Source organism: Erwinia sp. Leaf53, from assembly GCF_001422605.1.
Taxonomy (GTDB): Bacteria; Pseudomonadota; Gammaproteobacteria; order Enterobacterales; family Enterobacteriaceae; genus Erwinia.
In genome coordinates, this window is record NZ_LMLK01000023.1 from 295037 (window position 1) to 319496 (window position 24460).

Below are 24460 nucleotides of genomic sequence, written 5' to 3' on the forward strand. Positions count from 1 at the left end.
CAACCCGGGTGACAATATCAGTAATTTCTTAAATCTCAGGTAAATAACCGGCGGAAAAACGGCGCAGCGGCTGGCCCGCTTCCGGCGCGATGCCGTACACCTGCGCCCTGGCGAGGATCGCCGCCGCCCAGCGCCGGTGCGTTGCCGGTTCACACATCGCACCCTGCGACTTAAACACCGCCTGGCTGGAGTTAAGAATACGTAACGCATCCTCATGATCGCTGGCCGACACCATCAGCGCCTGCTCAATAATGGCGATCTGGCTGGGGTGGATGGCGGTTTTACCCACCAGCCCGTGGGCGATATCCAGCGCCAGTTCGCTGTCCATAATCTGCCGGTCGTCAATATGCTCACAGACCGGTGCGGTCAGCGCGAAGTCCCGCGAGCCGAACACGGCGATCAGCATCTGAATGGTGTAACCCATCGGGCTGTCGTACAGCGTGTAGTGGCGCGAACGGCGCAGCGCAAGAATGTTCATCAGGTCGTTGCCACCGATGCGCAGCGCCAGGATACGCGACCTTACGGGATGCTGCTGCAGCGTCTCTGCCAGCTCGCGCATCTGCAGCACGTCAAACACCTCTTCCGTCTCCAGGGTTGGCATCAGGCTGAGGTGGCTGTGCTCGAGGATCTGCCACCAGACCGGCAGCGAATCGCGGGTAAATTTCGGCAGCACCAGCCCGTCTACCGCGGCCAGATCGCAGTTTTCCACCAGCCACGCGCCCATCTCACTGTGGCGCGGGCGGATAAACACCAGCGGCCAGTGCGCGCCGCCGGCGGACTGGCGCGCCGCGTTGAGGCTGTTCAGCACCTGCTGCAGGTTGTGCAGCGCCTGCGGCAGATCGTCCTCGCCGATGGCGTCTTCAAGACAGATCACCAGCGAACGCAGGCCGGGGATTTTGTTATGCAGAATAACGTCCGCAATATCATCGCGTACGGCGGGCATATACAGCGTGGCCCCCAGCTGCCAGGGGGAGAGACGTGGCGTCATCACAGCACCTTTTTGATGATAGTCACAGCACGATACTGACCGATATCGTCACCGGCGACGGTAATGGTCAGCCCCTTTTCCCGCGCCAGCGATACCAGCAGCGCTACGTCCGCGTCGTCCAGCGAGCGCACTAACACGTGATCGGGTACCCGGCGCAAAACGGCACGGGTAGCTTCGGCGATGCCCGGCTTGATACGGTTAACGCTGTCGACCTGATACCGCGCCGCCAGCAGGGCGATGGTGGCGTCGCTGCGTGCTGCCAGGCGCTGCTGTGCTAGCGGGTCCTGCACGCAGGCGGGCAGGGGCTCCCCGGCCAGCGGTGCGGCGCGGGCGGCAACGAGATCGGTCAACCGCTGGCTGCAGTCGTACTGCGCCAGATGGCTGCAGAGCACGCAGCCGTGCAGCCCCTCATCGGCCCACAGCGAGCGTGAAATCAGCCCGGAGACCGGCGCGCCCATAATGCCGAACGGGATCAGCCAGTCGTCATCGCTGGCGGAAAGCCAGGCGCGGCCGCAGGGATCGGCCAGCACCACCAGCCGCGGCTGCGCCGGATAGCCGGGCCGCCCGCGCAGCGAGCGAATTAACTCGCCGGTGATCGCCCCTTTACCGGTCCAGCCATCGACAAACACCGTGCCCGCGGTGCCATGACGTGCCTCAATCCAGTTCAGCGCCGCGCTGTCAATGCCGCGATCGCGGATAATGCTGATGCCGTAGTGGTGTGACGGGTGGCCCATCGCGCGCAGCGCCTGGTGCAGCATCACGCCCAGCGGCACGCCGGCGCGCACCAGGCTGACCAGCACCACCGGCGTTTCGCCATACTGTGCGGCCAGCGCCCGCGCCAGTTGCGTGACTTCGCGCGCCAGCCGGTCGGCTCCCTGCTCCAGCGCCTGTTCAAACAGCGCCAGATGCTCGCGCCCCGGCTCCGGCTCCTGGCTGAGCATCTCAGAGTAGTGGCGCGAGCCGGACTGGATCAGCTGCTCTTTGCGTTCGACCGGCGTCATCTCGATCTCTACCGGCTTCAGCAGAAAATGGACGTCCTGCGCCCGGTACGATCCGGAAAAAGAGCCCGACTCAGCCATGCGGCGATTCTCCAAAAATAGTCTGGTTAATACGTTCGGCAAACTGGCTCTGGCGCGGTAAACCGTACCAGCTGCACAGCTTCATAAAGCGGTGATCGCTCAGGCTGTCGCCCAGCCCGATCACCGGGAATACCCCGCGCTCGGCGCGCAGCTTTTCCAGCAGGTAGCTGACCGCCAGCCCTTTTTCCACCACCAGCGGCAGCCAGGCGACGTTGTTGCTGTTGCGGTGCAGGTAATATTTTGTCGCCGGGAAGCGCCGGTCGATCTCATCGGCGATGGCGTACAGCTCATCCAGCTGCGTGCTGTCGCGGTGCTTCATCACCAGGTACACCGGCGTGTCGTCATACTCGTAGTTGATCCGCGCCCAGCCGTTAATATTGCGTTCGGCCATCAGCGCGGTAATCGTCTGCTGCATGGCCAGCAGTTCGTCGCGATAGGGGCGCAGCTGCTCCAGCATCTGCGCGCGCCAGCCGGCGTCCTCCTCACCCTGCGGGTTAAGGATCACCGCGCCGTGGGTGGCGACAGCCCAGGAGTGAAACGGGATCTTCACGCGGGCGATCTCTTCGGTTCCGCGCGCGGTCACCGGGATCAGCTCGCCGTGTTCCAGCATCCAGTCCACCAGCATCGCCTGCTCTTCGGTCATAAAACTGCGCGGCTGCAGGCTGCGATCCAGCGCGCCGGTGCGGAACGGCTCGAGCGCCAGCTCGTCGACCATTTTGCGGCGGGTCTGGAACAGGGTGTCGTCGAGATCGGAAAAAATTACTGGTTTAATCATAGCTGACGATCTCCACGCGGTCGGCAACGCGGCTAAGGGCCTCGGTGAGCTGCGGATCGATGCTCTCTGCCGGCGTCTCGCTGCACAGCAGAATGCGGTCAAAGCGCTGGTGCGCCACGTTATAGACAAAATTAGGAATACCCTGGCCGTAGTTATCGCTGAAGGCGATCGCCGACTCAATGGCGAAGCCGGGGGCGATCGGCGAGCGGGTAGTGGAGCTGTAACGCACCTCGGCCCCCTGCGCCGCCAGCCGTTCTGCCAGCAGGAACGGTTCCCAGACAAACTCGCTGGTGCCCAGCACCAGAATGGTCTCGCCCGTCTGCGCCTGCAGGTGGCGGCCGAGATCGGCGGCCGGTGCGGTCATCCCCAGACGGCCCCAGCTCTGCCTGCCAGTGATGGTTACGCTGCCGGCGGCGCTGACGTTCACCGCCGGCATCACCGGCAGGGGCGCGTCCGGCAGCGGTTGCCAGTCCCAGTGGCCCTGGATCAGCGAAACGCTGCTGACCGGCACCGGGCTGCGCTGCGGCAGCGCGTCGCCGCTCCAGTCGGTCAGCGTCACGGCAATGACCTGCTCAACCTGATCCAGGCCGCCCTCTTTCTGCAGCGCCTCCAGCAGGTTAATAAAGGTATTGCCGGTGGTGGCTTCATCGTCGATCAGCACCAGCGTGCGGGTGGCCAGCACGCGCTGGCGCAGCGCGGGGTCGGCCGGCAGGTAGATCAGATGATCGGTGGCGTGGCTGTGCGCCTCTTTAAACTCGCACAGCAGCTCGCCCGGCTGCGGATGGCGTGTCGACGTCAGATAGATCGCTTCGCTGAAGCGGCCGCGCAGCTCATCAAACACCCCGGCACCCAGCCCGACGGCGGTTTCGGCCATGCCGATAAACAGCACCGGGCCATCGGCAACCGGCGGGAAGCGGTCGGCCAGCTGGCGATAGACGCCGCGCATGGTCTGCGGGCGGACCGGAATATGCCGGCCGAGCACCTTGCTGACGAACAGAAAGGCCCGCTTCGGGTTACGGCGTTCGGCGATCTCAAACAGATCGTCCGGCAGACTGTGGCCGCCGGTCGGCGTAACGCTGAGCGTGCCGCAGGAGAGCGTTCGGCTCCAGGGGGATGTCATAAAGCTATCCTTAATCAATGCGGTTGGTCAGGGACGGGCAGTACGTGACTGCCGTGGTCAGCGCGCGCACGGTGGCCGGCGTGAAACCCTGGCGGGCCTCATCCATCACCTGCTGCTGGCTGAGCAGGCCAAACTGGCGCAGGGCAAACAGCGCCGGCAGGTTGATTCCGCTCAGGCGGGTATAGCCGATGCCGCCGGAGGGGCGCATATTAATTTCCAGCAGCAGCGGATTGCCGCTGTGGTCGTTGCGGGTCTGTACGTTGACCAGACCGTCCGCCTGCATCGCCGCCGCGCAGGCCTGCGCCAGCTCGAAGGCCGCGCCGCTGTTCTCCAGATGCTGCAGCGCGCCCTCTTTGCGCCGCGCCACGGCGGCCAGCACCGTTCCGCGCTCCACCAGCATATCGACCGAGTACTCCGGCCCCGGCAGCCACGGCATCAGCACCAGCGGCTCGCTCTCCGGCGCCGCTTCCAGCGCCTGCAGGTAGGTGGCGGTCTGCACCCGGCGCGAATCCGGCTGGCTGAAAGCCGCCATCGGCGACGCACCGTCATCAAATCGCCAGAATCCCATGCCATAAATACCCTGTACCGGTTTTACGCACAGCGGCAGGCCGTCAAACGGACGGCTGGCGATCAGCTCGCGCAGCTGGCTGGCGGAGTCGGCGCGCAGCGAGGGCACCACCGGCAGATTCAGGCTCTCCATATGGCGGGCAAAGGCGACCTTATCATCCGCCAGCGCCAGCCACTCATCGCTCACCGCGCCGGTGGTCAGGCGGGCACCGCTGGCTTCGATCGCCTCGCGTCGTGCGGCAAACCAGCGCACGTTGCGGCCGGTATGAATCGCCTCAATGCCGTGACTGCGCACGGTGTGCAGGATAAAGGCCAGACGCTCTTCATCGTCTGCCGGTTCGCTCAGCGCATAATCGGCCAGCGAGAGGATCTCATGACGCTGATGGCGGTGCGAGGCATAAACGGATACCGGATGCGGGTACTGCCCGGCACCCGCCTGGATGCCCTGAATGATATCCCGCTGGGAGGATAATCCTTCCATAAGCCAAATTTTACGCGTCATTAGTCGGTTCCGTGCTGAGGGTTTGCGGATGGGAATGGGGTAGCAGTGTAGTAAGCCGTCAAAATGCTGTCAATCATAATATGATGAAAGACTGGTTGGGTAAATATAGACATTTTAATGTAAAGTAATGTCATTTACCGGGCGTCGTTACTCATTCGCATAAGTTATTAACTTATTGTTTATAATATATAAATAAAATTTCTCTGCAATGGTAAAAAATTATTCTTGTGAGAAATGGGCATCATGATATGATTTTTGACTTATGGAGCAGGGTGGTGAACACCATTGCCTTTTCAAACCCCTTTTGAAGGAATGATGACATGGTTTCATTAAGCAAGAACCAGACGGTTTCACTGAGTAAGCACTCTTCCGCGCTGAACAAACTGCATTTCGGCCTGGGCTGGGATCCGATCAAAAAGAAAGGTCTGATGGGCAAGCTGTTTGGCGGCGGTAACGATGCCATCGACCTTGATGCCAGCTGCATCCTGCTCGACGCCTCCGGGCACAAAATTGATACGGTGTGGTTCCGCGACCTCGACTCCTCCTGTGGATCGGTGGTGCACAGCGGCGATAACCGCACCGGCGAAGGCGATGGCGATGACGAAGTGATTAACGTCGACCTGACGCGGCTGCCGGCGCAGGTCGAGTACCTCGCCTTCACCGTCAACAGCTTCCGCGGCCAGACCTTTAACGAAGTGGAAAATGCCTTCTGCCGCGTGGTCGATCAGAACGGTAAAGAGCTGGCCCGCTATCAGCTGAACGAGCAGGGCAGCCATACCGGTATTGTGATCGCCTCGCTGCGCCGCAACGGCGGCCAGTGGGACTTCACCGCCCATGGCCAGGCGAGCAGCGGCAAAACCATCGATGCGATGCAGAGCGATATCCTCGCCACGGTGGTGCGCTAATGACCATGACTCCGGGCAGCAATGCCGCCGTTCCTGCCGCGCAGCTGACCGTTCGCGTGCTCGCCGGTGCCGCGGTTGACGCCTCGGCCTTCCGCCTGTATGCCAGCGGCAAGGTCAACGGCGACGCGGATATGGTGTTCTACGGTCAGCCAAAAAATGATGACCAGACCGTCAGCCTGAGCAGCGCGGGGAATAACACGGCGTTTACCGTTGACCTCAACCGCCTGCAGGCGGACGTGCAGAAGATCGCCTTTACCGTCACCTGTGACGGCAACCAGACCGTGGCCGGGCTGCAGCGGCTGGCGATCCATATTGAACAGGCTGGCACGCTGTTGCTGAGCGGCAACGTTGAGCTGCACGGCCGTCAGGAAGCCGCGCTGATCCTCGGCGAGTTTTACCGCCGTAATAACGAATGGAAGTTCCGCTTTATCGCCCAGGGCTTTAACGGCGGCCTGAAGCCGCTGGCCGAGCATTTTGGCGTAGATATCTCGGACGCGCCGGCGCCAGCGCCTGCCCCGACGCCAGCGTCTGCCCCGACGCCAGCGGCTGCGCCAGCCCCGGCTCCTGCCGCGCCACCGGCCGCTAAAATCAGCCTGAGCAAGGTTTCGCTGACCAAGGAAAAACCGTCGATCAGCCTGACCAAGCGGGATAACTTTGGCGAAATCCGCATCAACCTCAACTGGCACCGCGACACCACCTCGGGCGGCGGCCTGCGCGGCATGTTTGGCGGTAACAAGGGCGTGGATCTTGACCTTGGTGCCTTCGTTGAGCTGGATGACGGTTACAAATGCGTGATCCAGGCGCTGGGCGGCAATTTTGGTTCACTGCAGCAGGAACCTTACGTTCAGCTGCAGGGCGACGATCGCACCGGCGACGTCAGCAGCGGTGAGTGGCTGCACGTTAACGGCCGCGAGTGGAAAAACATCCGTGAGGTGCTGATTTTCGCCTTTATCTATGAAGGCGCGGCCAGCTGGGACAAAACCGACGGCGTGGTCACGCTGCACGTTCCCGACCAGCCGCCGATTGAAACCCGTCTCACCGAGGGGCAAAACCGCCGCAACATGTGCGCGATTGCCCGGCTGGTCAACGATAACGGCAGCATCCGGGTTGAGCGTATCAACCAGTTCTTTAGCGGCCATTCTGATATGGACAACGCGTTCGGCTGGGGATTCAACTGGCGCGCGGGTTCCAAATAAATACTGACAGAGGATTAAACATGAGTTTTTTAAACAAGGTTAAAGGGGCATTTAACTCCGGCCGCGAAGAGCTGACTAAACAGGTTAGCCGCTTCAAAAACAAGAAGTTTATGCAGGGTACCGTCGCCGTCTGCGCCCGTATCGCGGTGGCCTCTGACGGCGTCAGCGCCGATGAGAAGCAGAAAATGATCGGCTTTTTACGCAACTCCGAAGAGCTGAAGGTGTTTGACACCACGGAAGTGATCGAATTCTTCAACAAGCTGGTGACCAGCTTCGATTTCGACATTGAAGTGGGTAAGGGCGAGACCATGAAATACATTCTCGCGCTGAAAGACCAGCCTGAAGCCGCCCAGCTGGCGATCCGCGTCGGTATCGCCGTGGGTAAAAGTGACGGCAACTTTGATGCTGATGAACAAAATGCCGTGCGCGAAATTGCCGTCGCGCTGGGCTTTGATCCGACCATTTTCGGTCTGTAACGTCGTTTTTCTCTAAGGATTTTCTATGGTTTCCACGCATATCGGCTTCCCGACTGAAACGGTGATTGTGTTTATCGCCCTCTCCGTCGGCGCTATTTTGATTGACCTGTTTATGCACCGGGGCGATAAGCCCATCTCGCTGAAAAGCGCGGCGCTGTGGTCGCTGTTCTGGGTGGCGGTCGCCATGGGTTTCGCCGGCTTCCTCTACATCCACCACGGTGCTGAAGTCGCCAGCCTGTTCGTTACCGGCTATGCGTTGGAGAAAGTCCTCTCGGTCGACAACCTGTTCGTGATGATGGCGATCTTCTCGTGGTTTGCCGTACCGGACCGCTATCGTCACCGCGTGCTCTACTGGGGCATTATCGGCGCGATCGTCTTCAGGGGCATTTTCGTTGCCATCGGTACCGGCTTACTGAGCCTCGGCCCGTACGTTGAAATCGTCTTCGCGCTGATCGTGGCGTGGACCGCGGTGATGATGCTGAAAAGCGGCGATGACAGCGACGAGATCGAAGATTACTCTCAGCACCTGGCGTACCGCATGGTGAAACGGTTCTTCCCGATCTGGCCGAAGCTGCGCGGCAACGCGTTCCTGTTGAAGCAGCATGAAGTGGATGAGGAGCTGAAAAAGCCGGAAAACAAAGACGTGACCATCGGCCGCGGCGGCAAAGCGGCGTTCTATGCCACCCCGCTGTTCCTGTGTGTGGCGGTGGTTGAACTCTCGGACGTGATGTTCGCCTTCGACTCCGTACCGGCGATTATCGCCGTCAGCCGCGAGCCGTTGATTGTGTACAGCGCCATGATGTTTGCTATCCTCGGCCTGCGTACGCTGTACTTTGTACTGGAAGCCCTGAAGCAGTATCTGGTTCACCTGGAGAAAGCGGTTATCGTGCTGCTGTTCTTTATCGCGGTGAAGCTGGGCCTCAACGCAACCGATCACATCTGGCACCACGGTTACAGTATTTCGGCCACGGCAAGCCTGTTTGTCGTCCTTGGCGTGCTGGCAGCGGGTATCATCATCAGCGTGATGTTCCCCGGCAAGCCCGAGGAAAAGGCAGGAAACTGATCGCGGTAGCCATCGACTAATCTGAGTAAAGATAACTAAGAGGTAATAACAATGGGCGTTTCTCTTTCTAAAGGCGGTAACGTTTCGCTGAGCAAAGCGGCACCAACCATGAAGAACGTGCTCGTTGGCCTCGGCTGGGATGCACGTTCCACCGATGGTCAGGACTTTGACCTGGATGCGTCTGCCTTCCTGCTGACGGCCAGCGGAAAAGTGCGCGGTGACACTGACTTTATCTTTTACAACAACCTGACCTCAAAAGACGGTTCCGTTTCGCATACCGGCGACAACCGCACCGGTGAGGGCGACGGTGATGATGAATCGCTGAAAATTAAGCTCGACCTGATCCCGGCCGACGTCGACAAAGTGGTCTTCGTTGTCACCATCCACGACGCGCAGACCCGTCGTCAGAGCTTTGGCCAGGTCTCCGGCGCCTTTATCCGTCTGGTTAACGATGATGACAAGACGGAAGTGGCGCGCTACGACCTGACCGAAGATGCCTCTACCGAGACCGCAATGCTGTTCGGTGAACTCTATCGCCACGGCGCGGAGTGGAAATTCCGTGCGGTCGGCCAGGGGTATGCCGGTGGTCTGGCGTCCGTCTGCGCGCAGTACGGCATCAACGCATCCTAATCTAATGCTCATCGCGGGCGGCCACGCGTCGCCCGTCTCCACCACTCATATGCAGGAGCTTTAAAATGGCAGTTTCTCTGGTAAAAGGCGGTAACGTATCCCTGACTAAAGAAGCACCAACCATGAACGTTGCCATGGCGGGTCTGGGATGGGATTCACGCGTCACCGACGGTCAGGCATTTGACCTTGATGCCTCCGTATTTATGGTCGGCGACGACGGTAAAGTGCTGAGCGACAGCAGCTTTATCTTCTTCAACAACAAAACCAGCGCCTGTGGCTCCGTTGAGCACCAGGGCGACAACCGCACCGGTGAAGGCGACGGCGACGATGAGCAGGTTAAAATTACCCTGTCTCAGGTGCCGGCAGAGGTGAAAAAGCTGGTGTTCGCGGTCACCATTTACGATGCGGAAGCGCGTAAGCAGAACTTCGGCATGGTCAGCAACAGCTACATGCGCATTTTCAACAACGACAACGGCGGCGAAATCGCCCGTTTCGACCTGTCTGAAGATGCCTCAACCGAAACCGCGATGGTATTCGGTGAGCTGTACCGTCACGGCGCAGAGTGGAAGTTTAAAGCGGTCGGCCAGGGCTTCGCCGGTGGCCTCTCCGCGCTGGCTTCCCAGCACGGTGTTAACATCTAATCACCCCGCAGCAGCAAACCCCGGCCGGTCCGGGGTTTTTTTTAGCTTTTTTTTGAGGAGATGGCCCGATGGATTTGCAGGCTGGTCAGAACATACCGTTAAGCCGCCCGACGCTGACGCTACGGCTGGAGTATGAGGCAGGCGCCGCGTTTCGCAGTGAACCCGACACCTGCGTGTTCCTGCTCAACGCGGCCGGTAAGGTCCGCGGCGATGACGACTTCGCTTCACAGACCGGCGTATAGATAACACCCACTTCTTCGCCATCGACGACGTTGCCAGCCTGCCGGACGAAAGGCTTTACGACCTGCTGCTGGAGGAGTTCAAGACCTGGCTGGACGAGGCGAAGGCCGACCGGATTTACTGAGCCGGTGCGCCGACAACGCCCGGCCTGTGCCGGGCGATTTTCAGGCTTGCCGTTAAGCACCCCACCAGCGGTTACGTAACGTCCTGATGGTGGCATCGGCACGCAGCGGGCGACCATCGGGACCGCGCAGCGCGACCGATCCGGCAGGCAGGCCAAACAGCTCCTCAATGGTTTGCCTGATGGTACCCACGCTGGCATCGGCGCGGGCGATTTGGCGGCGAACCTTACGGCCGTTGCGGCGTGCGGTATCTGTTGACGCGCCGTTGTCGTCCGGCTCAGACTCATCTTCGTCTTCGTCTTCGTCTTCGTCTTCGTCTTCGTCTTCGTCTTCGTCTTCGTCTTCGTCTTCGTCTTCGTCTTCGTCTTCGTCTTCGTCTTACCCACCTGCAGATGGCTTTTATCATCATCGCTGTCGGCATAAGCACAATCATCAGAGTCCGCTGAGGCTGCGGGTTCAACGGCATCGCCATCTTCTCCCTCTGAGTCGTTCAGCGCGAAACGTTGCCAGCTGAACTCGTCGGCGGGCAGCCACAGCGCACCGTCCTGCAGGTGATAGCGGGCCTGAGCGCGCTTAACCGCAATCTCATCGCTGAAACGGGACTCAACCCCAGGCAACGGGCGAAACGCAGCGGCCAGCGCGCGCAGCGCCGCAGGGCTGCCGCAGACGGCGAGAAACAGCGACCAGCACGGCTGGCCGAAATTAACGCTGGCCAGAGACTGGCTGTAGACCGTTGCGGACGCAGCCGGATCCTCTGCCGCCAGCCGGGCCAGCGCCGGGGCAAGAATATCCTCCAGCCCGAAGCCAGCGCGCTCCAGGCTGTCCAGGTTAATCTCTACCGTTGCCAGTGCGCCAGCGGTGTAACGGAAATTTAGTTCAGAGCGGGAACGGATGGTCATAGGAAATCCCTTTGCGGTGAAGTAAGCGGAGTTGGATGCTCAGGCAAGGGTTATCGGCAGCTGGCGGAGGAAATTGAGTGGATAAGCAGATTTTCCACCGCGATAGTGGAGATAAAAGGCAGGTTCTGAAGAGGTTCCACAATCGTCGATATCCGGGTTTACCTCCAGCGCGGCTGGCTTCCCCCGTTCAGCCGGGGGAAGCGGTCACAGATACCGGGACTTAGCTGCCGCGATAGGTGGAATAGCCGTACTGGCTGAGCAGCAGCGGCACGTGGTAGTGCTCCTGGGTGCTGGAGATGGTGAACACCACCGGGATCTCCGGGAAGAAGCTCTCCTGCTGGTGGGCGTGGAAATAGTCGCCGGTGGCGAACACCACGCGATAGGTACCGGTCTGCTTCACCGCGTCGGGCATCAGCGCCTTGATACGGCCCTGTTCATCGGTGACGTCGCGGGCGAGGGATTTCCAGCCGCTGCCCTGTTTCTGCTCCAGCGTAACCGTAACGCCCGCCGCCGGTTTGCCGGTCTGTTCGTTCAGCACGTGGACGCTCAGCAGGTTAGCGGCCGGGGTGGCGGCCTGCAGCGGGGAGGCAGCGGCCAGCAGCAGCGCGGAGGTCGCGCTTAACAGTGTGTATTTCATCGTAGTTCTCCTGAGTAAGTGACCGCCATCCTCGCATGCCCGGCCGCCGCCCATGCTGACAGCCTGATGACAATCCTGTCATCTGAGCAAAAAGCCGGTGCCGCACGCCGGGAACTCTGCCAGAATTCCTCCATGAAAATTTTGCTGATTGAAGATAACGCCGGCACTCAGGCGTGGCTGGTCAAAGGCCTGCGCGAAGCGGGCATCCAGGTGGACGCGGTGGCCGACGGCCGCGACGGGCTGCAGCTGGCGCTGGAGCAGGAGTACGCGCTGATCGTGCTGGATATTATGCTGCCGGGCATGGACGGCTGGCAGGTGCTGCGCACCCTGCGCACCGCCAAATCCACCCCGGTGCTGTGCCTGACCGCCCGTGATTCGGTGGCCGACCGGGTAAAGGGGCTGGAGCTGGGGGCCGACGACTACCTGATCAAACCCTTCTCATTTGCCGAACTGCTGGCGCGGGTGCGCGCGCAGCTGCGCCGCCACAGCCAGGTGGCCAGCCAGCTGACCCTCGCCGACCTGCAGATTGATGCGCTACGCCACAGCGCCAGCCGCGCCGGCACCGCGATTACCCTGACGCCGCAGGAGTTTGCGCTGCTGTGGTTTCTCGCCAGCCGCGCCGGCGAAATCCTGCCGCGCACGCTGATCGCCAGCGAAGTGTGGGGCATCAACTTTGACAGTGAAACTAACATCGTCGACGTGGCGATCCGCCGCCTGCGCCGCAAAATTGACGACCCCTGTGAGGTCAAACTGATTGAGACGGTGCGCGGCATGGGCTACCGGCTTAGCGTGGGGGAGGGCTGAGATGCTGCGCCCCTCGCTGACCGTTCGACTGACCGTGGCCTTTACCCTGCTGGTGGCGCTGACCTGCGGGCTGGTCAGCGTTTCGCTTTACCGCTCGCTGGCCGCCGAACTGGTCTGGCGCGATAACCAGACGCTGGTCAACCGCGCCGCCCAGCTGCGCCAGCTGCTGCTCGACGGCGCGGAAGCGCGCACGCTGCCGCTCTACTTTAACCGCATGATGAACACGCGGCAGGATATCCTGCGCATCACGCGCGGGGAGGAGGGGGCGATCGTCGACATTAACCACAGCGGCCTGCGGCTGCCGGCGATGGACGCGCTGCCGGCCGACGTCGCCCCCACCGTTGCGCGGCTACACCAGTGGCAAACCGGCAAAGGCACCGATGCCGCGGCGCTGGCGCTGACCGGCCGCGACGCCGAGGGTCCGCTGATCATTACCGTGGCGCGTATCGCCGAAGAGCGTCAGCAGGTGCTGCGGCAGTATCGCCAGCACAGCCTGCTGTTCTGCCTGGCGGCGGTGCTGCTGGCGGCGGCGATCGGCCCGCTGGCGATCCGCCGCAGCCTGCGCGCCATCGCGCAGCTCAGCCAGCAAACCGCGCAAACCGACAGCCGCGGGCTGGCCGCGCCGCTGCCGCTGCAGGGTCTGCCTGCCGAACTGCTGCCGCTGGGAAGCGCGCTTAACCAGATGCGCCAGCGGCTGGCGGAGGACTTCACCCGGCTGACGCAGTTTGCCGACGACCTCGCCCACGAACTGCGCACGCCGGTCAACGTGCTGCTGGCGCAGAATCAGGTGATGCTGCAACGCCCGCGATCGCCGGAAGAGTATGAAGGGCTGCTGGAGAGCAATATAGAAGAGCTGGAGCAGATGACCCGGCTGATTGAAAACATCCTGTTCCTGTCGCGCGCCGATCACCGCAACATCGCCCTCAACCTGATGGCGGTCGATCTGCAACGTTTTACCCACAGAGTGGTGGCGTTTCTGACGCCGCTGGCGGAAGAGCGCGAGATCCGCCTGGAGGTCACCGCCAGCGGCGAGGTGCTGGCCGACGAACTGCTGCTGCAGCGGGCGCTGACCAACTTGCTGACCAACGCCATCCGCCACTCGCCTGAAGGGGAAACCGTGCGGATCGACAGCGACCGCGACGATAACGGCGTTACCCTCAGCGTGACTAACTGCGGCGACCCAATCGCGGACGCCGATAAACTCTTCACCCGCTTCTGGCGCGCCGACAACGCCCGCCACACCCCCGGCAGCGGGCTGGGGCTGGCGATTACCCGTGCAATTGTGCAGCTGCATGGTGGGGATATTGAGGTGGAGCATCAGCAGGGGGAGAATCGGTTCAGAGTGCGGTTGCCAGGTAGGGCGGAGAGATCTAAAGGTTCGGGTTAGTCGCGGATAGCATCGTCTGTGGGGGTGGGACCAGTCTGTCTGACCTGGTCAGCTGGTTGTTCCCTGGTGATCATGAAATCAGAGGTGACAGCGTTGCCGTCAAACCAGGAGTCCCAGCTTTCAGTTGCTTGCGTAATGATACGCGTGCGGACAGTTGCCACGATATCGACCTGCTTCATATCATCAGGCAGGGCAACAGCTTTGGTCTGGCGCATCGCCTGACTGCGGTTGTTTTTGAACACTGTGTTTTTTTTCATGCCGGATGACCTCATTTGTTCAGAGAAAGAAAGGTCGGACCTCCTACTTTACGCCGGTAATGAACGAAGGGAAGAGGTCAGTAGGACTTCTCTGTGGGCTTGGCTGCGTCTACCTGCTTTAGCGTGAGCATGGGTAAAATTCCGGTGAGTAAATTTATTTACTCGTTTTTTACCCGCTGAAGCGTGCGGCTGTCAACGAACTGTTGCGAACTGGCACGAACTGATGTTTATGGTACTACTTGAGTTTAAAGGGTTATTGCGAACTACTACGGAGGGTGGCGAACTGTAGGAAAGTGTCCCTGCAGGAATCGAATCTGTATATAAATAATTGATATTTTTGAATATATTTTTTTGTAATTACTTGCGTTCCCCCTAATGTGCCCCTTGGTTTTAGGGGGGCTGAAGTTTTTTACTCTATGATCAGACCATTGACCATCTAAATCATAGTAACCTCACTAGGATTCAGGATTTTTTCAGCTTTGAGTATGGTGCCATTTAGAGAATGATATATAGTAAAAAAAGCTACGATACCTTCATTAAGGTTGTTACTATAAATTTCCTTGACTTCATAGTCTAGAGGTGTATTGGTGGCGTGGCGTGGCGTGGCGTGGCGTGGCGTGGCGTGGCGTGGCGTGGCGTGGCGTGGCGTGGCGTGGCGTGACGTGACGTGACGTGACATCATTTTTATATGGTAGTTTATAAAGTGTTTATGTAATAAGATTCAAAGAAATTTAATTTATCTTGACAGGAATAGTAATTAATTATTTTTTAAACTTTAGGTTTTATACATGAATATTATTATATTTATTGATTATGATAATCTCAGTACCATACAAAAAACTTCTGGGGTTTTCGATATTGTACAAAAAACCTTGACTCAGTCTTCTTCTCATATTTTTGAAAATATTGTTTCTTGTGAAATAAGATTGTATGGAGGATGGTATGAAGGCGACACTCTCAGTGTTCTTTCACAGAAACTAACGGTGAGTATCCAAAATGAATTTCCTGCAATAATGCGTATACTCCGAGATAATGGAGAAACAGCGGTTGTTAGAACTACTGCAGAGCTTGCAGTATCTTTATTGGAAGAGCCTAGTCATCAGTTGTTCAATACATATCGTCGAAAAGGACGACCCAGTAATATTCGAGTTGAAACTCCAGCTGTTGTAGGTTGTGACTCTACATGTTGCCCATTACCGATTGTAAAAAGAATCCTACAAAAAGGACGTTGTACTGTACAAAATTGTTGTTCAACAAGTACCTCTGTCGTATATAGACACGAGCAAAAACTTGTAGATACGATGCTGACATGTGATCTAATACATGTTTCAGGGAAGAATAATGATTTGATTTTTATAATTAGTGCTGACGATGATTTCTTACCACCGATCAGAACATTATTGCTCAAAGGGAAGAAAATAATCCGTGTTCATCCTAAAATTAGCAATGAGATTAAACCAATAAGGGTCGGGACTTCAACTCTAATAGAATTAGGAATTTAGTATGCAAATTGATACTTTTAAATCGATTATTTCAACTTTTTCCGATCCCGGAACCGAAATAATTTATGATTCTCAAGTTGTAATGTTCACTATTAATAGTGATTTGATTGAGATTCGGATCCATTCAGATTTTGGGGATATTTATGTTATCGAAAATGACTCTGTAGATAGAATACCTGCAAGTAAATGGATTGTTAAGCGACTAGCGAAATTAGACTTGCTAAGTTCGCGTATCTTGGACCAGATACCAGAGCATAGTAATTATGTATCTCCAACTGCAGATTTACTAAACTCTTTAGATTTAAGTCCTGAAGAAAAGACAGTTCATGTGGAAGATGCTCTTGATGAGGTTTTAAAAAATTTAGGCTCACAAAGTTCATTCGAAACTTCTGTTTTGTATATCACCAGTGACGCAGGTGAGGGTAAAACATCTTTAATTAATGCAGCCGCGAGAAAACAAGCGAAAAAATTTAGTCAAGGATCTTCGGATTGGCTTCTGGTTCCTATTATTTTAGGTGGTAGACATTTTTTGCGATTTGATGATATTACTGTAGGTGCATTACAGAATAAATATCGTTTCCCATTCTTATATTACAATTCCTTCTTGGCATTAGTACGAATGGGGGTTATCGTGCCAGCTTTTGATGGATTTGAAGAAATGTTTGTTGAGAATAGCTCTGGTGAAGCTTTATCAGCAATGGGGATACTAGTTAACTCGTTAGATTCTACCGGGACAGTAGCGATTGCTGCACGTAAGGCATATTTTGAGTTTGAAAACTTGAGGTCACAAGAAAAGCTATACGATACTATAAGTAGCTTTTCAGTAGGTTTTTCAAAGCTTGAATTAAATCGTTGGCAGGAGGCGCAGTTTTTAGCCTACTGTAAAAATCGTAATTTATCAGATGCTAAAAATATTTACGATAGAGTAGCCGACCGGTTAGGTCACGATCATTCCTTGCTAACTCGTCCTGTGTTAGCCAAGCGATTAGTCGACATTGCTCAGCAAAGTGAATCTCTGGATAAATTCATCGAGAAAATTTATTCATCTGGTACTGATTTCTTTGCATTTTTTGTTCAAAGTATAATTGAGCGAGAAGCTAATGAAAAATGGATTGACCGTTCAGGTGATGTTGGTGCTACTTTGATAACCGTCGATGAACATTGTGAACTGCTATCATTTATTGCAGTAAATATGTGGGAAACTCGTGTTGAATATCTTAAGAACGATCATCTTGAATCAATTACAGAGTATTTTTGTGAATCCAAAAGGCTTACATCTCAACAAGCATATCAAGTCACGGAGAGAATCAAAGGTCATGCTTTATTGATTTCTTCACCAGATGTAAATCTTGCTGTGGAGTTTGATCATGATGAGTTTCGCCAATATTTTTTAGGTGATGGACTAGCTCGTTCTATACGTCCTTTGAATAAAGATTCTTCTTCCGAGACATTAAGCATTCTGCGAAGAGGAGTTTTACCAGAAAACTCTCTATCTGCATTAATTAGAAACTTGAAACGTGATTGCGATCAAAAATTAATCGAAATTGCAAGATTTATTTCTTCTGTAAATAAACTTGATGGACAAGCTTCATACACTAAGGAAAATTGCGGGAATATAATTTTAAAGATATTGAGCGATATTAATTCCGAAGGGATCGAGTTGTCAGATATGGTCTTCGGTGTCGATGCAATGCGTGATTGTAAGCTTGACAATGTACTTTTCAAAAACTGTTATTTTTCACATGGAAGTTATGAAGGAACTAAAATAAAAAATAGCAGTTTTGAAGATTGTAATTTAGGACAAATGAGAATCCATTCATCAACCGTTTTAAGTGGAAATAAATTCATCGATTGTTCTTTTGACTCATTAAAAATTGAAGAGTCAGGTATAGAGATTTGGGAGCCAGGAGCGATTGATGCTTATCTTAAAAAACAAAATATCACTTCTCTAAATGATTTATCTGACATTTCAACCGATATAAGTTTTTTGTCTATGGACGAGAAATTAATGAGTGTGGAAAAATTACTTCGCTATTTCATGAGGAGTACGCATATTAGTGAGTCTGTGATTAAAATAAAGTTAGGTGAAAAGGGGCGTTCATTTATTGACTTTACTCTGCCAGAACTAATCGATTCTCGTGTAGTTGAAGAAATCGAAAATCGCGGCTCTGGACAACAAAGACGCTTTAAACTCGGACGACCACTGCATGAATTAAATACTCATCTAAGTAACGCTCAAGGTTCATACGAAAGATTTATTATTGGATTGAAATGATATGTACAGGGCTGACCATTGAGTCAGCCCACAATAAAATTTTATTTTTATGATTTTTTTCCAAAAGTTGCCTGCAAATTATTCTGGTGATTCTTTTTTATCAAAATTTTAATTTTGTTATGTTAATAACTAAAAGCTAACGCAATTCCTTCTTTATTTTCATGACAGTTTGAGTGCTTATTCTAAATTTCTCGGCGGTCTTTCTAACTGACAATCCTGCTAAAATTTCGTTCATGACTGCTCTACGATCTATAGTTGAGCTTTTTCCTCTCCCAGTAAGACGTCCAGCTTGCTTAGCTGCTTCGTAGCCTTCTCGCTGGCGTTCAAGCATAAATTCACGCTCCATCTGGGCGACCCCGGCAAGAACAGTTAACATAAAGTTACCAAATGCACTTTCTTTACCTGTTTTAACACCCTCTTTGTGAAACTGGACGATTACGCCGCGCTTGGTAAGTTCTTCAACGGTTGCCAGCAAATCAGAAGTTTTACGACAAAGACGATCGATGCTGTGAACATGTAAAGTATCTCCCTCACGTAAATAATCCATCATGGCTTTGAACTGTTCGCGCTCAATATTCTTTCCGCTAGCTTTTTCTTCAAACACCTTATCAAGGGTAACACCAGCTAACTGGCGTTCTGTGTTCTGCTGGACGGATGATACGCGGATGTAACCAATATTAGCCATGCGAAAACCTTTTGTGGTGATTTGCCCTAGCGCCTGAACACTACGCATGTGTCAGATAAAAATCAAGACAAATCACTACGGTTTATTCCAAATTTAAGTGTAGTGAAATAGGGTGCTTTATTAGAACGGCTCTGGTCTGCTGGTGGTTTTCTCTCAATCTGAGGATAACCTGTTGTTTTTAGCAAAAATCCCCATTGGGGGAAAAGCTGAAAAATACCGACACAGCACGGCAGATATGGGATAATGATTTAGTTGGGCAATGGATGCCCTTAAAAAAAGGACTTTAATATGAATACTGGATTCACTCTGGCGGATGCTGAGTTTTTGGCTGAACTGGAACGAGACCTCGCCGTGTCTATGGCTGAGGTCGAAAAGCAACTGGCAAATTGGGAACCTGAACTCGCAGCGTTGACCGCTTCCCTTGCCGCTGAAACGATACCTGAGATCGAACCACTGGATATTGATTTCGATTGGTGAAACCACCAGCGGTGATTTTTATGAGTACTAAGCGGGGCGAAATTGCTCCGTTTGTTCTTACAGATAAAAAAATGGTTTTCTTTTGACCTTACGTTGCAAGGCTTTCACGACGTTTTAACCTCTCATGCCTTTTCCGGCGTGCTTTCGCTGCACATCAAGTGATGATCAAACAGTTCTTATAGAACCAACGTTTTAATGTCAAATTTTTGACTTTTGATAAACAAAGACAATCAATAAAAAGGTGTAAGTATTTTTCCCTCAATTCAGTTTCTCTCTACGGATGCCCTTCGAGATAGTTAGCTTTTTTTCTAGGACTTTGGTTTTCCGTTTCCGTCCGTTCTCAACGTTGGCGCGGAGCGCCTAGATTGACCGTGGACGTTTTGCGACTTTGGCGGTGAAACCGCCGTTTGCGCTTGATGACCATTTGTTGCCTTAACTTATTCTTATGTCGCTTTTGGCGGTGAATACCGCCGCTTGCGACTACTTTGTATCGATGATTCTTACTGGTCGATAACCAAATAACTGTCATTCCCTCATACTACTAACAGAAACCAGAGACTTTGTTCTCGCTGCCTTTACCACTTTCAGGGCGTTACACACCCGTTTGAAAATGGGATCGGCATTGTATCGTTCAGACCTGTTCATTTGCGGCGCTTCCCATTTAGAGAACATATGGTGCATGTCATAGCCTTTGTTGAGTAACAGCCGTTCTATTTCGCCCTTTACCTCTTGAGAACCCCGCTCATGTGCTTGGCGATACAAATCACGCATCTCTATGAGAAATTGCCGTTCTTTCTGTAGCTGGTTGTCAATGACCTGAGCAAGCAACCGCGCAGACTCTGTGCGCGACAACCCAGATATGGTAAAAGGCGAAACCTCCGAGATGGTTCTCTTCGTCTCGTCGTCGCAGCCTTTGGGTCGCTTACTCAGCTTTACGCCTCTGGAACTGGAAACACGCTTCATCTCTCGTTTTACTTCTAACCCAATCTCGCGGCTCACCTCGGTAACGATGAACTTAGATTCCTCCCAGCCTCTTGAGCGACCCGTAACGTTAATTACTGACCAGTCTTTGCCTGTCGCTATCGCTCTGTCGTTGAACTCGTCGGGTGTTCCCTTCGACATGTAGCCAAATAATTCAATTGCATCGTAAACGGGTCTGGCGTCCTGCTTGATTCTGGTGCTGGTATTCTTCGGCATTTCCTTTAGCCAATAACGGATAACCCTCTCTGCAAATGCTTCCACCTCTGCAATCGTGTCTCCAGGTATATTGGCGACAAGGTGGACGTGCGGCGTCTTCTCATGCTTTGCCCATTCCTGTATGTAGATATACTCTGCGCAGGCGGTTCTCAGAAGCCTTGTTAACCCTATCAACACCTTGTTGAGGTGTCCCGGTTCAATATCGTTCAAAGGCTTCAGCGTGAAGAAATAAGGCGTGCCGGGTGTTTTGTTCAGATCGATAAGGCGGGCGTTTTTCCTGAACGTTGTAAGCTTTGCGGCGCTGTGCGGGAGTCTGCTGGTTTTTCTTTTGGCTTTGCCTGCTCCCATTGATGCCCGATGCTCCGCTGTAATGATATGCCCCTCTCTGCGCACAAATACGCTGGCGTGGTTGTCATTGGATTTAAAGGCGTGTTTTGCTTTTGGCTTTTCTGGCGATAAGTGGTATGATTTCACAGTGTTTTTCTAATACATTCAATTAGTAAGTGTTACTAGCCCGCTCTGCAAAGCGGGCTTTTCTTTGTCTTAAATCCGAGCTTTCACTGCTGCCAGAACTTCGCCTTTTGCCCCACGGCTGATACCAGTTAAATTGGAAAGCGTCGCAACAAAGCGGTAAAGCTGGCGATATTCACGATTCTTTGTCGCGTCTTCCTTCCAGCCAGATAGAACATCATCGGGGTCATCTCTAAAGCATTGTAAATGACTCTCGGCGATGCTGTAACAGCCTTTCCGGTCTATGGTGATGGGAATGCCCCACTTACAGCGCAACAGCTCCAGAACGCGGCTACGCTCGTGATTACCATGCTTCTGCAATATGCGGTCAAACTGCTTTGGGGTCAGTGTGCTGCCATTTAGCAGTCTGTCCCGGATAAGCTTGGCTACTTCGCTTCGTGTCAGATTAACCATGTGAGCGATCTCCCCAGAAAGATAACGCGAAGGCATCTAGCTGATCAGGTGTCCAGACAAGGCGAGGGCGAGAGCCATTTACACGTGTCTTGATGGGTTTGGGAAAAGTGGGGATGAATCTGCGAAAGTCGAAAAAACGGGCGCGGCTGATATTGAGATGAGCGGCTGCATCGTCTGCAACCAGATATTGATCTTTCATTCTAATTCCTTATAAATATCACCACTTACATCATGTAAGTGGTGATTGAGCTTCCTGCTCAATCACGATTAAGATATATCGATAATGTCTTGACTGGCAACCTTTTTACTAACTCATTCTTGTAATGAGATGAGTATTTCCGGTAGAAATTGCCATGAGGTGCTTATCGTTCAAATAAACATCATGGATTATGATGTCACCATCTTCTTGGCGCATAGTGGATTTTGGCAAACTGATCGCTACACAAAATGAATCAATGTCGACGAATTTTGCTGATTTTACTTCCATGTCATTTAGTATTAATGCTGCTTTGGCTTTCCATGACTGATTTTTGTTCAGCTTGTGAATGCTGTTCATTATTTTTCCGTTTTCATATTGGCGTTTCGTTGTACACAACTAAATCAGTTTTTTAACTATGGCACTGCCAGTGTGCACGAGACTCGACTATGCGTTGTTCAATCCAGTCATCGATCTCACTCTCGATAAAGGCGATGGCACGAGTGCCTATTTTTACCGACTGGGGAAACTCACCTTTGCTCATCAGAGCGTAGATCCATGCCTTGCTGTAACCAGTACGATTCAATACCTCATGTAAACGAATCAGGGAGTTTTTCATGTTGACCTCGTAATACGTTGCTTGACGATGTGAGGTAGTAAATCATTGTTTAGAATGGAATGCTGGGCATTTGAAGAAAAATATTAGGGAAGTTAAATGCGCCATGCTGGGCGCATTTTGGGAAAGGATTTTGTTAATTTGGGAAGGTTATTTCTTGGGGGTTTTATTATTTTCCAAAAAATTGGTAGCATATTTTTTTAATACATTTGCCAGTAGTTTTTTTAAGGTTTCTGTCTCGACCTCAATACCTTCATGTTTTACAAGCGTATTCGCTGCTCGATGATATATCGACGATATCTTTACTCTATCACTTGCTGCAGTTCTGCACTCCTTATCTACTTCACCAAGTGCAATAACTAACCCTGCGATCATTTTCCATGCAGTCTCTTTACCGTGCCAATCTTCAGAAACACACTCGGTACTAACTAATTTTTCATCGTCAATATCATCAGAGATATCAATTTCAAGTTCTGGGAAGAATTTCACCAATTCAGATCGTCGAAAGAAAAATCCCTCATAATTTCCATACCAAACATCTTCATCGTCTGGATATGGAAAATTTCTACCTTTACGTATGTGAAAAGAGCCTTCATTCCCCGGAATAGGGTTTTCACGATATTCGTAACCCTTCGCAATGTAGCCTAAAAATTCAATACATTGCATTTCGAACTCTTCGCTGGTCGTTAATTCTGACGATCGATCATATTGGTATAAGCCTAAACGACCAAAGGAGTTTAGTTCTGATTTGCTTAATCTGTAGTTGCTTAAGATTGCAGCAGTAATCGTTTCTTTATCAAGATTATCTATATGTTTTTTGTTCTTTATATAAAGCTGATTTATTAAGTTTTCAAAATAAATAGCATCTTCTGAGTTATGAAAAAATGCGGTTAGTCCTGTAACTCTATCCATTGTGATTCAACTTTCCAAATTCATAGGGTGTGACATGTGTTTCGCGATTGGCATCAAGATAATCAGCCCACCATTGCATCATGGTTGCGCGTTCTTCGTTATAGGTTGCATCGCGGCTGTAAGTCGCCTTGACATCATTTTTTTCTCTATGGCTCATCTGCCGTTCTATAGCATCCTGTTGCCATAAACCTGACTCATAGAGAGCGCTACAGGCGAGGGTACGAAAGCCATGAGCGGTAGCCTCTTCTTGCGTGTTATACCCCATCAAACGGAGTGATTTATTGATAGTGTTCTCGCTCATCACACCTTTAGGATTGCGTTCACTGGGAAAGACCACATCATAGTTACCAGTGATTTGCCTTAAACGTTCGATTACAGAGACCGCTTGTCGACTGAGGAAAACAACGTGTTCGACTTTTCCCTTTTTAGTACCACGATCGGAAAACTTTACACCTTCGATTAATTCCCTTTTTTTAGGAATTACCCATTGAGATTCATCGCGATTAAATTCACTCCAGCGAGCAAAGCGAAGTTCGCTTGAGCGAACAAAGGTCAGCATGGTTAACTCGATAGCCAGACGTGTTATCTGGTTTCCGTTAAAGTCTGCTAACTTTTGGAAAAATAGGGCTAGGTCGCCTGTTTTTAATGCTGCATGATGTTTTGTATCACGCTTCTTTAACCGGATATTGAGGTCATCAGGGATAATCTCAGTTTTAGCACCACTCAATCGGGCGTAGCGCACCACATCTTTTACCCGCTGTTTCAATCGATCTGCAGTATCGTGCTTTCCCATCTCGTGCACTTTCTGAAATAGCGGTGTAATGGTGAAGCTCTCCAGTTTACGGATATCTAATGTGCCGATGGCAGGAAAAATGTATCGCTCTAAACTGCTTAATACCCGTTTCTGATGATCTGCACTCCACATCTGATGGTTTGCCCAGCTGCGTGCGATAGCTTCAAAAGTATAGGTTCCGTTAGCAGTTGCTTTCTCTTCTTTCTGCTTCGCCTTCGGATCGATATCTTGTAGGAGGAGACCTTTGGCTTCATCTCGTTTTACTCTGGCACCAGCGAGACTCAGATCGGGATACACACCGAAGGCAAGGCGATCTTCTTTTCTGTCAGAAGGACGGCGATACTTCATACGCCAGTATTTAGAACCTGTTGGGGATACTTCAAGATACAAGCCGCCACCGTCAGATAGTTTGTAACTTTTCTCTTTGGGTTTGGCTGTTTTACAGGTTTGTGCTGAGAGTTTGTCACGGACGTTTCTATTCATTTTGGGGGCATATTTTACATCGAACCAGAAGTGCCCCGGATTATGCCCCATACATGCACTGGATTTCAATAGATGTAACTGGACGTCAGGATAACGAAAATCCTTTAATAAT

26 protein-coding genes and 1 pseudogene are annotated in these 24460 nt (G+C 52.8%); 12 read left to right on the plus strand and 15 right to left on the minus strand.

Features of this window, described 5'->3' with window-relative positions:
- Window positions 1-28 precede the first annotated feature (28 nt).
- The 5 genes from ASF13_RS17560 to ASF13_RS17580 are packed head-to-tail and all read right to left on the minus strand — an operon-like array spanning window position 29 to window position 5031.
- On the minus strand, window positions 29-988 hold the full coding sequence (locus ASF13_RS17560) for an HpcH/HpaI aldolase/citrate lyase family protein (protein WP_056239241.1): 960 nt from the start codon (window positions 986-988) through the stop codon (window positions 29-31).
- The gene (locus ASF13_RS17565; RefSeq protein WP_056239244.1) at window positions 988-2067 is read right to left on the minus strand and encodes a cysteine protease StiP family protein; all 1080 of its coding nucleotides are present in this window, start codon (window positions 2065-2067) and stop codon (window positions 988-990) included. The genes ASF13_RS17560 and ASF13_RS17565 overlap by 1 nt, the downstream gene beginning before the upstream one ends.
- Window positions 2060-2842, minus strand: a complete 783-nt coding sequence (locus tag ASF13_RS17570) for a hypothetical protein (RefSeq protein WP_056239246.1) — start codon at window positions 2840-2842, stop codon at window positions 2060-2062. Before ASF13_RS17570 ends, ASF13_RS17565 begins: the two co-directional genes overlap by 8 nt.
- Complete coding sequence (locus tag ASF13_RS17575) at window positions 2835-3962, minus strand: phosphoribosyltransferase domain-containing protein (protein ID WP_056239247.1); 1128 nt, start codon at window positions 3960-3962, stop codon at window positions 2835-2837. The genes ASF13_RS17570 and ASF13_RS17575 overlap by 8 nt, the downstream gene beginning before the upstream one ends.
- Window positions 3963-3972: 10 nt before the next feature.
- On the minus strand, window positions 3973-5031 hold the full coding sequence (locus ASF13_RS17580) for an ATP-grasp domain-containing protein (RefSeq protein WP_056239248.1): 1059 nt from the start codon (window positions 5029-5031) through the stop codon (window positions 3973-3975).
- Window positions 5032-5351: 320 nt separating this feature from the next.
- Here ASF13_RS17580 and ASF13_RS17585 point away from each other — a divergent pair, with 320 nt between their 5' ends.
- The 7 genes and pseudogenes from ASF13_RS17585 to ASF13_RS25395 form a co-directional block, all read left to right on the plus strand.
- On the plus strand, window positions 5352-5936 hold the full coding sequence (locus ASF13_RS17585) for a TerD family protein (protein ID WP_056239250.1): 585 nt from the start codon (window positions 5352-5354) through the stop codon (window positions 5934-5936).
- Window positions 5936-7132 carry a TerD family protein gene (locus ASF13_RS17590; RefSeq protein ID WP_056239253.1) on the plus strand — a complete coding sequence of 399 codons (1197 nt, stop codon included), beginning with the start codon at window positions 5936-5938 and terminating at the stop codon, window positions 7130-7132. The genes ASF13_RS17585 and ASF13_RS17590 overlap by 1 nt, the downstream gene beginning before the upstream one ends.
- 20 nt (window positions 7133-7152) lie before the next feature.
- Window positions 7153-7608: a tellurite resistance TerB family protein gene (locus tag ASF13_RS17595; protein WP_056239257.1), complete on the plus strand. Its 456-nt coding sequence runs from the start codon at window positions 7153-7155 to the stop codon at window positions 7606-7608.
- Between the two features lie 25 nt (window positions 7609-7633).
- Complete coding sequence (locus ASF13_RS17600) at window positions 7634-8671, plus strand: TerC/Alx family metal homeostasis membrane protein (protein WP_056239260.1); 1038 nt, start codon at window positions 7634-7636, stop codon at window positions 8669-8671.
- A gap of 51 nt (window positions 8672-8722) precedes the next feature.
- The gene (locus tag ASF13_RS17605) at window positions 8723-9301 is read left to right on the plus strand and encodes a TerD family protein (protein ID WP_056239263.1); all 579 of its coding nucleotides are present in this window, start codon (window positions 8723-8725) and stop codon (window positions 9299-9301) included.
- Window positions 9302-9366: 65 nt separating this feature from the next.
- On the plus strand, window positions 9367-9942 hold the full coding sequence (locus tag ASF13_RS17610; protein WP_056239266.1) for a TerD family protein: 576 nt from the start codon (window positions 9367-9369) through the stop codon (window positions 9940-9942).
- Between the two features lie 223 nt (window positions 9943-10165).
- Window positions 10166-10306: pseudogene (locus ASF13_RS25395) on the plus strand (VWA domain-containing protein); the annotation flags it as partial.
- A 1117-nt stretch (window positions 10307-11423) separates the two neighbouring features.
- On the opposite strand, the gene uraH reads toward ASF13_RS25395, so the two are convergent.
- Window positions 11424-11840 carry a hydroxyisourate hydrolase gene (uraH, locus tag ASF13_RS17620; RefSeq protein ID WP_056239271.1) on the minus strand — a complete coding sequence of 139 codons (417 nt, stop codon included), beginning with the start codon at window positions 11838-11840 and terminating at the stop codon, window positions 11424-11426.
- Window positions 11841-11972: 132 nt separating this feature from the next.
- Here uraH and hprR point away from each other — a divergent pair, with 132 nt between their 5' ends.
- Complete coding sequence (gene hprR / locus ASF13_RS17625) at window positions 11973-12644, plus strand: response regulator transcription factor HprR (RefSeq protein WP_056239272.1); 672 nt, start codon at window positions 11973-11975, stop codon at window positions 12642-12644.
- Between the two features lies 1 nt (window position 12645).
- Entirely contained in the window at window positions 12646-14031 is a 1386-nt protein-coding gene (locus ASF13_RS17630) for a heavy metal sensor histidine kinase (RefSeq protein WP_056239274.1), read from the plus strand.
- On the opposite strand, the gene vapB is transcribed toward ASF13_RS17630, so the two are convergent.
- Complete coding sequence (gene vapB / locus ASF13_RS17635) at window positions 14028-14288, minus strand: type II toxin-antitoxin system VapB family antitoxin (protein ID WP_056239276.1); 261 nt, start codon at window positions 14286-14288, stop codon at window positions 14028-14030. The genes ASF13_RS17630 and vapB overlap by 4 nt on opposite strands.
- A gap of 788 nt (window positions 14289-15076) precedes the next feature.
- Between vapB and ASF13_RS23745 the strand changes: the two genes are divergently transcribed.
- Window positions 15077-15790 carry an NYN domain-containing protein gene (locus tag ASF13_RS23745; RefSeq protein WP_072166423.1) on the plus strand — a complete coding sequence of 238 codons (714 nt, stop codon included), beginning with the start codon at window positions 15077-15079 and terminating at the stop codon, window positions 15788-15790.
- Window position 15791: 1 nt separating this feature from the next.
- Window positions 15792-18065 carry a pentapeptide repeat-containing protein gene (locus tag ASF13_RS23750; protein WP_072166424.1) on the plus strand — a complete coding sequence of 758 codons (2274 nt, stop codon included), beginning with the start codon at window positions 15792-15794 and terminating at the stop codon, window positions 18063-18065.
- A 136-nt stretch (window positions 18066-18201) separates the two neighbouring features.
- Here the strand turns inward: ASF13_RS23750 and ASF13_RS17640 are convergent, their stop codons facing one another.
- A complete protein-coding gene (locus tag ASF13_RS17640; RefSeq protein ID WP_056239278.1) occupies window positions 18202-18750 on the minus strand; it encodes a recombinase family protein in 549 nt (182 codons plus the stop codon).
- Between the two features lie 288 nt (window positions 18751-19038).
- Here ASF13_RS17640 and ASF13_RS17645 point away from each other — a divergent pair, with 288 nt between their 5' ends.
- Window positions 19039-19227 (plus strand): hypothetical protein, encoded by a 189-nt coding sequence (locus ASF13_RS17645; RefSeq protein ID WP_056239282.1) that lies wholly within the window; start codon window positions 19039-19041, stop codon window positions 19225-19227.
- Window positions 19228-19752: 525 nt separating this feature from the next.
- Here the strand turns inward: ASF13_RS17645 and ASF13_RS17650 are convergent.
- The 7 genes from ASF13_RS17650 to ASF13_RS17670 all read right to left on the minus strand — a co-directional run bounded on the left by ASF13_RS17650 (window position 19753) and on the right by ASF13_RS17670 (window position 24348).
- Window positions 19753-20898, minus strand: a complete 1146-nt coding sequence (locus ASF13_RS17650) for a hypothetical protein (protein ID WP_156365613.1) — start codon at window positions 20896-20898, stop codon at window positions 19753-19755.
- A 69-nt stretch (window positions 20899-20967) separates the two neighbouring features.
- Window positions 20968-21348, minus strand: a complete 381-nt coding sequence (locus ASF13_RS17655; RefSeq protein WP_156365614.1) for a hypothetical protein — start codon at window positions 21346-21348, stop codon at window positions 20968-20970.
- Window positions 21341-21547 carry a hypothetical protein gene (locus ASF13_RS24480; protein WP_156365615.1) on the minus strand — a complete coding sequence of 69 codons (207 nt, stop codon included), beginning with the start codon at window positions 21545-21547 and terminating at the stop codon, window positions 21341-21343. Before ASF13_RS24480 ends, ASF13_RS17655 begins: the two co-directional genes overlap by 8 nt.
- Before the next feature lie 108 nt (window positions 21548-21655).
- The gene (locus ASF13_RS17660; protein ID WP_056239291.1) at window positions 21656-21904 is read right to left on the minus strand and encodes a hypothetical protein; all 249 of its coding nucleotides are present in this window, start codon (window positions 21902-21904) and stop codon (window positions 21656-21658) included.
- Between the two features lie 52 nt (window positions 21905-21956).
- Window positions 21957-22163, minus strand: coding sequence for an AlpA family transcriptional regulator (locus tag ASF13_RS17665; RefSeq protein ID WP_056239294.1), 207 nt, complete (start codon window positions 22161-22163; stop codon window positions 21957-21959).
- A 147-nt stretch (window positions 22164-22310) separates the two neighbouring features.
- On the minus strand, window positions 22311-23072 hold the full coding sequence (locus ASF13_RS23755; protein ID WP_072166425.1) for a hypothetical protein: 762 nt from the start codon (window positions 23070-23072) through the stop codon (window positions 22311-22313).
- A complete protein-coding gene (locus ASF13_RS17670) occupies window positions 23065-24348 on the minus strand; it encodes an integrase arm-type DNA-binding domain-containing protein (RefSeq protein WP_056239736.1) in 1284 nt (427 codons plus the stop codon). Before ASF13_RS17670 ends, ASF13_RS23755 begins: the two co-directional genes overlap by 8 nt.
- Window positions 24349-24460 lie beyond the last annotated feature (112 nt).